Below are 12,612 nucleotides of genomic sequence, written 5' to 3'. Positions count from 1 at the left end.
TGGCGCTGCGCGCGATCGACCGGCTGGCTGCCAGCGGCGACAATTTCGGCATCCTGCTCGACGACCGCTTCGGCGCGCGCGCGCTCGAGGCCGCGGCGGAGCGGCCCTATTGGATCGGCCGGCCGATCGAGGATCCGGGCTCGCGCCCGCTCGCGTTCGAAGGCTCGGCCGATGTCGGCGTGACGTTGCGCGCCTGGCCGGTTGGGCATGTCGCCAAATGCCTGGTCTTCTATCATCCCGACGATCCGCAGGAGCTGCGCGAGGCGCAGGACCGGCAAGTCTTGCGCCTGGCTGACGCCTGTCGCGCGACCCGGCGGGAATTGCTGTTGGAAGTGATCGCCTCGCGCCATGGCCCGATCGACGCGACCACGATCGCGCGCGTGATCGATCATTTCTACTCGCTCGGCGTCTATCCCGACTGGTGGAAGCTGGAGCCGAGCGACGATCCCGCCGCCTGGGCCAATATCGAACAGGCGATCGAGCGGCACGATCCCAATTGCCGGGGCGTGCTGCTGCTCGGCCTGTCGGCGCCCGAGGAAGAGTTGCTCGCCGCCTTCGCCACCGCCGCTTCCTTCCGCGTGGTCAAGGGTTTCGCGGTCGGCCGCACCATCTTCCACGATGTCGCGGTCGACTGGCTGGCCGGAACGATCGACGACGATCAGGCGGTCGCGCATCTCGCCGCCAATTTCGATACCCTGGTCAAGGCCTGGCGGCGTATGCGCGCTGAACGCGCGACGGCCTGAAGGGAAGAGTGATGCGGCTTACCATGGCACAGGCGCTGGTGCGCTGGATAGCGGCGCAGCACGTCGCCATCGACGGCGGCGAGCTGCCCTTCTTCGCGGGCGTCTGGGCGATCTTCGGGCACGGCAATGTCGCGGGCATGGGCGAAGCGCTCGCCGACGCGCCCGACAGCCTGCCGACCTATCGCGCGCATAACGAACAGGGCATGGCGCATGCCGCCATCGCCTTCGCCAAGGCGTCGCGCCGGACCCGCGCGATGGCCTGCACCAGTTCGATCGGGCCGGGCGCGACCAACATGGTCACCGCTGCCGCGCTGGCACACGTCAACCGGTTGCCCGTGCTGTTCCTGCCGGGCGATGTCTATGCCAGCCGCCGACCCGATCCGGTGCTGCAGCAGGTCGAGGATTTCGCCGACGGTACCGTTAGCGCCAACGACTGTTTCCGCCCGGTCTCGCGCTATTTCGACCGGATCACGCGGCCCGAGCAGGTCATCGACGCGCTGCCGCGCGCGATGGCGGTGCTGACCGATCCCGCCGCGTGCGGCCCGGTTACTCTGGCCTTGTGCCAGGACGTGCAGGCCGAGGCCTTCGATTATCCCGACGGCTTTTTCGAGCGCCGCGTCTGGCCGCTCCGCCGCCAGCGCCCCGACGAACGAGAACTGGCCAGCCTGATCGCGGCGATTCAGGTTGCCGAACGTCCGCTGCTGATCGCGGGCGGCGGCGTGCTCTACAGCTATGCCGAACAGGCACTCGCCGCTTTGGCCAAGCGCACCGGCCTGCCCGTCGCGGAGACGCAGGCGGGCAAGGGGTCGCTGCGGTGGGATCATTCCCAGTTGCTGGGATCGATCGGCGTCACCGGCACCGAGGCCGCCAATCGCGCGGCCCGCGAGGCGGATCTGGTGATCGGTATCGGCACGCGGCTGCAGGATTTCACCACCGGTTCGCGCACGCTCTTCCCCCAGGCGCGCCTGTTCCAAGTCAATGTCGGTTTGCTCGACGCGGGCAAGCATCGCGCCGATCCGGTGCTGGGCGATGCGCGCGTCGTGATCGAGGCGGTCGATACCGCGCTCGGCGGTTGGCGGGTGCCGCCGGCCTGGCGCGAGGCGAACGATACGGCCCTGGCAAGCTGGAATGCGGAGTGGGATCGCGCGACCGCGGATCGCGGTACGGATTTGCCGGGCGACGCTGCGGTGATCGGCGCGGTCTGGCGGCAGGCGGGCGAGGATGCGGTGGTGCTGTGCGCGGCCGGGGGGCTGCCGGGCGAATTGCACAAGCTTTGGCGCACGCACCGGCCCGGCGGCTATCATCTCGAATATGGCTTTTCGTGCATGGGTTACGAGATTGCCGGCGGGCTCGGCGCCAAGCTGGCGATGCTCGATCGCGACGTGATCGTGATGGTCGGCGACGGCAGCTATCTGATGCTCAATTCCGAGCTGGCGACCGCCGCGATGCTGCGCGTGAAGCTGACGGTCATCCTGCTCGACAATCGCGGCTATGGCTGCATCAACCGATTGCAGCAGGCGACCGGCGGGCGGCCCTTCAACAATCTGCTCGCCGATAGCCGCCACACAGCTTTGCCGGTGATCGATTTCGCCGCCCATGCGCGCAGCCTGGGCGCCGAGGCCGAGGCGGTCGTCGGGATCGCCGGGCTGGAGGCGGCGCTGGCCCGCGCCAAGGCTGCGACCGGCCCCTATCTGATCGCGATCGAAACCGACCCCCGCTCGACCACCGAAGCCGGCGGTCATTGGTGGGATGTGGCCGTGCCCGAGGTTTCGGCGCGGCCCGAAGTGCGCGTCGCGCGCGCGGACTATGAACAGAAGATCGACTGGAGCCGCAGATGAGTATCCGTTGGGGTGTGAGCCCGATCGCCTGGGCCAATGACGACATGCCAGAGCTGGGCGGCGACACGCCGCTCGATTCCATCCTCGACGACATCAAGGCGATCGGATTCGAGGGTGTCGAACTGGGCGGAAAATTCCCGCGCGACCCGGCCGTGCTGCAGGCGATCATGCAGCGGCACGGGCTGGACATCATCGGCGGCTGGTACAGCAGCAACCTGCTCGTCCGCACCGCCGAGGAGGAGATTGCCGCGCTCGCCGATCATCTGACTTTGCTCAAGGCAATGGGCAGCGACGTTTTCGTCATCGCCGAAACCAGCAATGCGGTGCATGGCGACCGCGCGAGCCGCCTCGACCGCCCGCCCCGCCTCGCGCCAGGCGACTGGGCCGAGTTCGGGCGGCGGATGAACCAGGTGGCCGCCTATCTCGCCGATCAGGGCGTGCGGCTGGCTTACCATCACCATCTCGGCACGGTGGTCGAGACCGAGCAGGATCTGGAGCTGTTCCTGTCGGCAACCGACGCGCGGGTCGGGCTGGTGCTCGATACCGGTCACGCGCTGTATGGCGGGATCGATCCGCTGGACCTCGTCCGGCGCCACCCCGAGCGGATTGTGCATGTCCATTGCAAGGACGTGCGCCGCCCGATCCATCGCCGCACGCGCGACGAGGGGCGTAGCTTCCTCGACGGTGTCGTCGCGGGCATGTTCACCGCGCCGGGCGACGGCGACTATGATTATGCGCCTTTCCTGCGCGGCCTTGCTGAGATGCACTATCGCGGCTGGATCGTGATCGAGGCGGAACAGGATCCGGCGCTCGCCGATCCGCGCACCTACAGCCAGCTCGGCCTGGACACGTTGCAGCGTCTCGCACGGCAAACGGGGCTGACGGCATGACGCTCAAGCTCAGTTCGCATGCGCCCGCACCCGATGGCACCGTGCTGGAGGTGACGCCGGAAAGTGCAGGCTGGCGGTATGTCGGTTTTCGCGTCGTGCGGCTCGCAGCCGGCGAATCCTTTGCCGGCGGGGCGGAAGGGCGCGAGGCCTGCGTCGTCGTCCTGACCGGCCAGGCCGATATCGAGGCGGATGGGGAAAGCTTCACCGCACTCGGCGACCGCGCCAGCGTGTTCGACGGCCCGGCAACCTCGCTCTACGTGCCCGCCGGACGTGCCTATCGCGTCACCGGCCGCAGCGATGTCGAAATCGCGATCTGCACCGCGCCCGGCACCGGCAAGGGGACAGTCAGGCTGATCGCGCCGGAGGATGTCGGCCAGGAAGTGCGCGGCAAGGGCACCAACACGCGCCACGTCCGCAACATCCTGCCCGACACCGCCGAGGCGGAAAGCCTGCTGGTGGTCGAGGTGATCACGCCCGGCGGCCACTGGTCGAGCTATCCGCCGCACAAGCATGATCGCGACGCGTTTCCGGAAGAGACCTTCCTCGAGGAAACTTACTATCACCGCCTCTCGCCGCCGCAAGGCTTCGCCTTCCAGCGCGTCTATACCGACGATCGTTCGGTCGATGAGACGATGGCGGTCGAGGATGGCGATGTGGTGATGGTGCCGCGCGGTTATCATCCGGTCGGCGCGCCGCATGGCTACGACCTCTATTATCTGAACGTGATGGCCGGACCCCGCCGCAACTGGGTGTTCCGCAACGATCCCGCGCACGACTGGATCGCACGCATCTGAACTCCGACAACGGCCGATATGAAAATGGCGGAAGCGCAGCGCGCTCCCGCCAGATGATCCGTCATGGTTGCCGCGGTGGACCGAAGCCGCCGCGGCCAGTCTCACCCTGCGATACGCAGCATCACCACGCCGTGCGGCTCGACATCGGCGGCATATTGGCCGGCGATGGGCTTGAGGTCGCGATGCGCCCACAGATCGCGCACCGCCGCCTTGATGTGTGCCGGATAACCGAGCTGTTCCCAGTTGAACGCGATATGCGCCGGCTTGCTGCCGCGGTTGAACAGCAGCACCGCGCGGGCGCCACCGGCCAGTGGTTTCACCCACACTTCGGAATCGCCGTCCTTGGCGACGCGATGGCCCTGGATGCCGAGCTTGTCCTGATCGACCGCGATCACGTCGGCGTTCATCAGGATCGCCTTGGTCGCTTCGCTCATCGCGCTGAGATCGTTGCCCGCGATCAGCGGCGACGCCATCATCGCCCACAGCGAGAAGTGCGACCGATATTCGGTGTCGGTCATCTTGCCGTTGCCGACCTCGAGCATGTCGGGATCGTTCCAGTGCCCCGGCCCGGCATAGGACCATAATTTCTCATTCTCGTCGGCATTGTGGAGCATGCTCCAATTGCCGTCCCAGCGATCGGAAATGTCGCCGGTCGTACGCCACAGATTGCCGATCCTGGCGGCCCACAGCCACGGCTTGTTGCTGCCCCATTCGCACAGCGAGAACATGATATCGCGGCCGGTTGCGCGCAGCGCGTCCGCCATCACCGCATAGGCTTCCTCGGCATTGCGCGTGCCGGTGTAGCACCAGTCATATTTCAGATAGTCGACGCCCCAGCGCGCATATTGGATCGCGTCCTGATATTCGTGGCCGTGGCTGCCCGGCCGCTTGGCGCAGGTCATCGTGCCCGCATCCGAATAGATGCCGAACTTCAGCCCCTTGGAATGGACATAGTCGGCCAGCGCCTTGATACCCGACGGAAAGCGTTCCGGGTCCGCCGTGATGAAGCCGTCGGCATTGCGCGGACCGTGCCAGCAATCGTCGATCACGATATATTGGTAGCCGGCCTGCTTCATGCCCGAACTGGCCATCGCGTCGGCCGCGCCGCGGATGACATTTTCGTTGATGTCGCAGCCGAACTTGTTCCAGCTGTTCCAGCCCATCGGCGGCGTCTGCGCGAGCCCGTTCACGGTGCGGGCGGGGTCGAGCGAGGGTGGCAACCGATTCAGATCGACGCTGTCATCCGCCATCGCCTCGACCGGCAACAGCAGCGCGGCAATCACCATCAGCATCATACGAATCGCGCTGTGGAAATACGCGGTCCTCTTTCCGATGTCCGACATTGCGGACGGGTTTCCCTCGGTCATCCTCATCTCCCCGGATTTATAAGTCATATAATATCACCGCAGCCGTTTCATGCAATGCCGTGAGCCGCCAAATTTGGAATTATCATTCCAGCACTGAGCATATTTGCAATTTTTTCGGGCTGCTGGCGCCACGATGCCCTCTGCGCACGGATCAGGCGTGCTCCATATTTTCTATTTCATCGACTAATAGAATGTATATTATAATGTGGAAAATTAAGACCGGGGAGTTGCAGAGGTGGCCCGCGTCACGCCAATCCACGGCCCTCAAGCCGAAGCCACGGCACGAACCGCCCTTCGGTGGCCGGCGGCAGTGTCACGCGCAGGACATCCTCATTTTGCGTGAATTCGATCGGGCCGCCGTTCAGCGTCACGCGTTCGATCACGCCGCCCGAGGTGCCGCGCAGGCCCAGGCAGGCGACGCGCGCTTCGCCGATCGGCCAGTCGAGCAGGAAAAGATTGAGTCCGCCTCGATCGGTCGTGATGCGGACATCCTCCGCCGTATAGGGTTTGATGACCGTTTCGGTCACGTTCCCCTTCGGCGGGACGTTGGGACCTTCGCCGAAGACGCGCCACGGCCGCGTGCCGTAGATGCCGGCGCCGTTCAGCGCGAACCAGCGTGCGATATCGGCGATGATCGCTTCCTCATCGCTGTCGATCGTGCCGTCGCCGCGCATCGGAATGCTGACCAGCAGATTGCCGTTCTTGGAAACGACGTCGCACAGCCGCTGGATAACCTGCTTGGCGGTCTTGTAGCCATGCCGCTCGAAGATGAGCCGGTCATAATGCCAGTCGCCGATGCAGGTGCAGGTCTGCCAGGGCTGCGGCCTGATATCGTCGGCAAAGCCCCGCTCGACATTATTGACCACCCCGTGGCTTTGATAAGCGGTCAGCCCGTCGGCGGTGATCGCGACGTCGGGGGCGCCATGCCATGCGATCGCCTGGTTGTAATAGTCCGCGACCGCCTCGATCCCGGCCTCGCCGAATGGCAGGCCGTAATTGTCGAGATAGATGAAGTCGGGGCGATATTTCGCGACCAGGTCTTTCTGCCGGGCGAGCCATTTGGCGACGAAGGCGCGGCCGGCCGCGCCGGGCGGTCCATATTCTATCCAGCGATTGTCGCGTGCGTCATGCCAGGCATTCATCGCTGCGGGCGATCGGATACCATCGGGCGCAACCATGAAGCGTCCGTTGTAGAGGTCCTGCGGGTCGAGCCCCTCCCACCATGTTCCGGTGCCGTCTTCCTTGCGCAGCCGCCACGCATCGTAGCGGACGTCCGCCTTGGCGCCCTGCGTGTCGTAGCCGTAGGCGGTCTGCCACCAATGCCAGCTGTGCGCGGCATGGTTGCTGACGCCGAAGCGCAGGCCGGCGTTGCGCGCGGCCTTTTCCCATGTGCCGACGATGTCGCGTTTCGGCCCGACCCGCAGTGTGTTCCACGGCTGGTGCGCGCTGTCGAACGTGTCGAGGTTGTCGTGATGACAGGCGAGGCTGACGAAATAGCGCGCGCCAGCCTTTTTGTAGAGATCGATCAGCCGTTCCGGCTCCCAATGTTCGGCCTTCCAGAGATTGTCGATCTCCATGAATCCGAAGCGGCTGGGATGACCGTACGTCTTCCGGTGAAAATCGGAGGTCGGGTCTCCCTCGATATACATTTTACGGCCGTACCAGTCGCCCCTCTCGGGCACGCATTGCGCGCTCCAATGCGCCCAGATCCCGAACTTGGCGTCGCGAAACCAGTCGGGCGTGCGATAGGCCTGCGTCAGCGATTGCCAGTCCGATCCGATCGGCCCGGCAGCCCGCGCCACGGGCGCGGCGATCGACGATGCGGCAGCGGTGCCGATGAAGCGGCGTCTCGACAGCATTTTTCTCTCCCCGAGCGCTGACCTAACACGAACTTTGTTCACTAATAAATAAATAAATCATATTTAAACAGGCGGCGCGGCGATGGCGCGACGTTCCAGCAGGGAAATAAGCCATGCCGATCCGTGTGCTGCCATTGTGCCTTTGGTCGCTCGCTACCGTCCTGGCGGTGCCCGCCGCCGCGGGCGCGGAGCGGATCGCCCGGCAGGCATGCCGGCTGACCGCCGGCACCGCGGCGGCGGCCGGCCCGGGCTGTGCGGAACGTTGGATGGATGCCAATCTGCGGCTCAACGACCTGTCCGTGGTGGGGACGCACAACAGCTACAAGCGCGCCATTCCGCGGAGCGATTATGCGGTCGCCGCGAAAGCTGACGCCAGGGGCGTGATGGCGCGCGATTATGCGCACAAGCCGCTCGACCAGCAGCTCGACGCCGGTGTGCGCGAGATCGAGATCGACGTGGTCTATGATCCGAGGGGCGGGCGCTATGCCCATCCGCAGATCGCCGGCCAGGCGCATGACAGGCTCGACCCCCTCTGGACCCGCGCGATGATCCGGCCGGGCTTCAAGGTCATGCACGTGCCCGATCTGGATTTCCGGTCGACCTGCGTGACGCTCAAGGCTTGCCTCACGATCGTGCGGCGCTGGTCGGATGCGCATCCCCGGCATGTGCCGATCCTGATCCTGATCAACGCCAAGGACGGCGTGGCGGTCCCGGGCGGCGTGCCGTTGCTGACCTTCGACCAGCGCGCGTTCGACGCCTTCGACCGCGAAGTGCGCAGCGTGCTTCCGGCATCCAAGCTGGTCACCCCGGACGACGTGCAGGGCTCTTATCCGACGCTGCGCGACGCGGTGCTGCACGGGAATTGGCCGAAACTCGGCGATGCCCGCGGGCATATCCTGTTCGCGCTCGACGAAGATCAGCCCAAGGTGGCGGCCTACCGCGGCCGGCGGCACTCGCTCGAAGGGCGCGTGATGTTCGTCAATATCGACGAGAATTCCCCCGCCGCCGCCTATCGCACGCTCAACGATCCGATCGGGAACGCCGCGCAGATCGCGCGGGACGTCCGCGCCGGGTTCCTGGTGCGCACGCGCGCAGACGTCGACACGTGGCAGGCACGCGCCAACGACGCCGCGCATCGCGACGCCGCGCTGCGTAGCGGCGCGCAGGCGGTTTCGACCGATTATATCTGGCCGGACCACCGCTTTCCCGGCGGGTTCAGCGTGCGCCTGCCCAATCGTCAGGCGGCACTTTGCAATCCGTTGCGCACCGATGCGCGTTGCGCCGGTCTACCGGTTGAACGGGTGACGGATAAGGATTGGCGGCTGGGAGAACAAAATCCCGTCGTCGTACCGGACCGGCAGGCCATCGATCGATGATCCCATCGCGCCGCAGACGGATCGTCGGCAATTGGAAGATGTGGGGCAGCCAGGCTCACCTTGCTGAGCTTGACGCAATCGATGCGGCTGCCCGCGCACATCGAAAGGTGGATGTTGTTCTGTGCCTGCCCTTCACGATGATCGAGCGTGCGTCGAGGTCCTGTTCCGCATTGGCGATCGGCGCCCAGGATTGTCATGCGGCGGCGGGAGGCGCGCATACCGGCGATGTGTCGGCTGCCATGCTGCGTGAGAGTGGGGCGTCCTGGGCTATTGTTGGTCATAGCGAGCGCAGGGCCGAACATTTCGAGACGGATGCGATTGTGCGCGCCAAGGCGGAGGCGGCAATAGATGCGAGACTTGGCGTGTTCCTCTGTGTCGGTGAAAGCGCATCGCAGAGACAGGCGGGTCAAGCTGAGCACGCGGTGCTGACTCAGCTCGGAAATTCGTTTCCTCGCAACGCGGCCGCAGACTCGACATTCGTCGCTTATGAGCCCCTCTGGGCCATCGGTGCAGCGCAAACGCCTTCACCTGAGCAAATCGCGTCTATGCATTGCGCGATTCGGCGAAGGCTTGGGGACTGGGACGTGAATGTCCTTTACGGAGGCTCGGTCACAGCAGCTAATGCCGAGACCATACTCGCAATATCTGAGGTAGACGGCGTGCTGGTGGGAGGTGCAAGTTTGGAAGCCGCAACGTTTATCCCGATCGTGGCGGCTGCCGCGAGATAAGCTAGCGGGTTCGCTAGACCGCGATTCATTACCGCCGGTCGCCAGAACCGGTCATCCAAACGAAACAACGGCTGTCGAAGCGAGCTCGTCCATGTGGTCAGAAATCCATCGGGAATAATGGCTGTCATGCAGTGCAGCGACAAGACGGATGGGTAGGTCATTTCGTCAGCGCGCGGACGATGGAGCAATGCCTTAGCGAATACAGGATGGTCCCGGCCAAGGCCAGGCGCATACACCATCGTACTCCACTTGCGGGTCATCTCGGACGCTGAAACCCATGGCCCGCGCCCGGTCTTCTCCCATTTGACTGGCCCGATCTGCTTCAGACGCCAATGCTCGAGCAATGGCGCTTCCGCATCGCGGTCGCGCCACCCACGTTCCGACCCGCTTCTCACGGCAATAACCGAGGTGGAAGCCGGTCGAAATCCCGCGCCAATAAGGGTGCTGTCTAGGTTGGAGCCGGGCCCTGACGGTGCGGTCCTGCAAGCGTATGTCTTTGAGCGAACGGCCCATAGCAAACTCGAGAATTGACGGTGTTTTCTCGAATATGCATACCCCAACCAACGCGGACGGCCAGGACTAAGTTTCTCGAAAATGCTTTATTTTCAAATAGTCCGAGATCGTCCGAGGACGTTTGAAATATCTACAGCTCGGTCCTCTCACGGCGAAAACACGAGTTCGATTCTCGTAGGGGTCACCAGCGATTTCAGCATTTAGTGGTATCTTACCTCAGGCCTCGGGCGCGATTTCGACCGCAAGCCCGTCCAGCGCCTGGTCGAACGGGATTTGACAGGACAAGCGCGAGTTTGCCTGGCGATGGTCCGAGCTGTCGAGCAGTTCGCTTTCGTCCTCGGTTATGGCCGGCATCCGATCCGTGAAGGCCGGATCGACGTACACGTGACACGTGGCGCAGGAGCAGGCGCCGCCGCACAAGGCGAACGGATCGTCGATGCTGGCATCCCGGATGATCTCCATGACAGTCATGCCCGCCTGAGCCTCAAGCGTGATCTGTTGTCCGGCGCGGCTGGTAACGATGATATTCGGCATGCATTTGTCCTGACGATGTCCACCGGCACACCGAAAGGGGCCGCGATGGGGAGGGCGGATACTATTAATCACGATCTGTCTGGGCGCACCCGCCGGTTTGGGTTTCAGCTGCCTTTGCGGATGATGCGCGACCGGCTTCACTCTGCAGCCGCTCGGTGCCGGCCGTAATTATAAGTATGGCCACTAGCGTCGAAGCATTGCATTGATAGACAGTGCCACGGCCGTGGCCGGAAGGGCTAAGCAAGGTTGCCCAAAATCGCTTCTCTCTCGAAACTGTGCCAGTGTCGGCGCGATTTCGAGTTGCCGTTTCCTGAAGCCCAGAGTTCCTTGATGCCCTTATTCATCCTTCGGCGCGGGGCGCCCAACACTTTGCCCTCGGCACCCGCGTGACCTTGGAAAGCCAGGCAAGGGCAGCGCTCAAGCGTGGTGACCTGCCTGCCGCGGTCGCGGCCGCCAGGGAACTCACAATTGCCAGCCCGCAGCACCCGACGGGGTTCTTCCTGCTGGGAATGGCGGCGGCCGAGGCGGGCCAGATTTCGAAGGCGATCCCGCTGGTCGAAGCGGCAGTGGAACGGGGGCCGCGGGCGGAACATCTGGCGCAGCTGGCCAAATTGCTCATCCTGTCACGCCGGGATGGTCCCGCCGCGGACGCCGCGCGCGCGGCAATAAAGCTGTCGCCGAGCGACGGGCTGACACTCGATACGATCGGGTGCGTGCTGGCCCGGCTCGGCGATCACGAAGCGTCGATCACCCCTTTCACTGCGGCGGTCGCCGCCGAGCCCGACAATCTGGAATATCGCTACAATCTGGCGGCAGCCAAAGGCTTCGTCGGCCAGGTCGACGAAGCACGCGCGCATTATGAGATGATCCTGACCCAGGATGCCGGCAATGCGCGCGTCCATTATGCGCTGGCCATTCTCGCGCGACAGACCACGCAGGCCAATCATGTACCGAGGCTGGAGGCGGCGCTGGCCGAGGCGCGCAAGCCCGCTGACGCGCTGCGCATCCAATATGCTTTGGCAAAGGAGCTGGAAGATATCGGCGATGCGGCCGAAGCCTTTCGGCACCTTTCCGCCGCCAATGCCGCGCATAAACGCACGATCGGCTACGATTTCGCGCAGGATGCCGCGATATTCGACGCGATCGAGGCGCGGTTCGGCAGCGGCGCAGCCTCCGTTGCCGGCGGCGCGGACCATGCCGATACCGCACCGATATTCGTGGTGGGCATGCCGCGTACGGGGACCACTCTGGTCGATCGCATCCTGTCGTCCCATCATGACGTCGAGTCGGCGGGAGAGCTTCAGGCCATGCCGCTCGCGGTCAAGCAACTGGCCGGCACGCCGTCACGCCTGGTGATCGATCCGGCGACGATAGCGGCGAGCGGCGAGGTCGATCCCGCCGCGATCGGCCACGCCTATCTGGCGCGCGCCGGCCATCACCGGACGAACGGCAAGGCCCGGTTTACGGACAAGTTGCCCGCCAACTTCCTATATGTCGGCCACATTGCCCGCGCCTTGCCCAATGCCAGGATCGTCTGCCTGCGCCGTAATCCGATGGATACGATCTGGAGCAACTATAAGAATCTGTTCGCCAGCCAGTCCGCTTATTACGCTTATTCCTACGACCTGATGGACACGGCGCGTTATTATGCCCGCTTCGACCGGTTGATGGCATTATGGGAAAGCCTGTGGCCGGGGCGCGTGCTGCAGCTATCCTACGAAGCTTTGGTCGCCGACCAGGAAAAGCAGACGCGGCGGCTGCTCGACCATTGCGGCCTTGCGTGGGATGATGCCTGTCTGTCGTTTCATGAGAATGTGGCCGCGGTGGCGACGCCCAGTGCGGCGCAAGTGCGACGGCCGATCAACGCCGATTCGGTGGGCAAATGGCGCGCGCATGAAGAGGCGCTGGAGCCGGCGCGGGCCTGGCTGAAGGCGCAAGGCATCGCGGTCGGATAAGGTATGTCGCCGCCT

Annotated in this window: 10 protein-coding genes; 7 read left to right on the top strand and 3 right to left on the bottom strand. The window is 64.6% G+C overall.

Features of this window, described 5'->3' with window-relative positions; genetic code table 11:
• The 4 genes from VK533_RS09880 to iolB all read left to right on the top strand — a co-directional run.
• The coding region (locus VK533_RS09880; protein WP_324376939.1) for a 2-deoxy-5-keto-D-gluconate 6-phosphate aldolase domain-containing protein at positions 1–743 on the top strand (743 nt) is incomplete at its 5' end.
• A gap of 11 nt (positions 744–754) precedes the next feature.
• On the top strand, positions 755–2,581 hold the full coding sequence (iolD, locus tag VK533_RS09875; protein ID WP_324376937.1) for a 3D-(3,5/4)-trihydroxycyclohexane-1,2-dione acylhydrolase (decyclizing): 1,827 nt from the start codon (positions 755–757) through the stop codon (positions 2,579–2,581).
• Positions 2,578–3,471, top strand: a complete 894-nt coding sequence (gene iolE / locus VK533_RS09870; protein ID WP_324376935.1) for a myo-inosose-2 dehydratase — start codon at positions 2,578–2,580, stop codon at positions 3,469–3,471. Before iolD ends, iolE begins: the two co-directional genes overlap by 4 nt.
• Positions 3,468–4,265, top strand: a complete 798-nt coding sequence (iolB, locus tag VK533_RS09865; protein WP_324376934.1) for a 5-deoxy-glucuronate isomerase — start codon at positions 3,468–3,470, stop codon at positions 4,263–4,265. The genes iolE and iolB overlap by 4 nt, the downstream gene beginning before the upstream one ends.
• Before the next feature lie 101 nt (positions 4,266–4,366).
• On the opposite strand, the gene VK533_RS09860 is transcribed toward iolB, so the two are convergent.
• The gene (locus VK533_RS09860; protein WP_324376932.1) at positions 4,367–5,632 is read right to left on the bottom strand and encodes an alpha-galactosidase; all 1,266 of its coding nucleotides are present in this window, start codon (positions 5,630–5,632) and stop codon (positions 4,367–4,369) included.
• A 245-nt stretch (positions 5,633–5,877) separates the two neighbouring features.
• On the bottom strand, positions 5,878–7,491 hold the full coding sequence (locus VK533_RS09855) for an alpha-L-fucosidase (protein ID WP_324376930.1): 1,614 nt from the start codon (positions 7,489–7,491) through the stop codon (positions 5,878–5,880).
• Positions 7,492–7,604: 113 nt separating this feature from the next.
• Between VK533_RS09855 and VK533_RS09850 the strand changes: the two genes are divergently transcribed.
• The gene (locus tag VK533_RS09850; RefSeq protein ID WP_324376928.1) at positions 7,605–8,867 is read left to right on the top strand and encodes a phosphatidylinositol-specific phospholipase C1-like protein; all 1,263 of its coding nucleotides are present in this window, start codon (positions 7,605–7,607) and stop codon (positions 8,865–8,867) included.
• Complete coding sequence (gene tpiA, locus VK533_RS09845) at positions 8,864–9,595, top strand: triose-phosphate isomerase (RefSeq protein ID WP_324376925.1); 732 nt, start codon at positions 8,864–8,866, stop codon at positions 9,593–9,595. Before VK533_RS09850 ends, tpiA begins: the two co-directional genes overlap by 4 nt.
• A 729-nt stretch (positions 9,596–10,324) precedes the next feature.
• Here the strand turns inward: tpiA and VK533_RS09840 are convergent.
• Positions 10,325–10,642, bottom strand: a complete 318-nt coding sequence (locus VK533_RS09840; protein ID WP_324376923.1) for a 2Fe-2S iron-sulfur cluster-binding protein — start codon at positions 10,640–10,642, stop codon at positions 10,325–10,327.
• Between the two features lie 386 nt (positions 10,643–11,028).
• On the opposite strand from VK533_RS09840, the gene VK533_RS09835 reads away from it, so the two are divergent.
• Positions 11,029–12,597, top strand: coding sequence for a tetratricopeptide repeat-containing sulfotransferase family protein (locus tag VK533_RS09835; protein ID WP_324376921.1), 1,569 nt, complete (start codon positions 11,029–11,031; stop codon positions 12,595–12,597).
• Positions 12,598–12,612: the final 15 nt, after the last annotated feature.

This window comes from Sphingomonas sp., from assembly GCF_035317925.1.
Classification (GTDB): domain Bacteria; phylum Pseudomonadota; class Alphaproteobacteria; order Sphingomonadales; family Sphingomonadaceae; genus Sphingomonas_I.
Note: the sequence above shows the minus strand (reverse complement) of the source record. Positions and strands in the feature narration are given on the sequence as shown.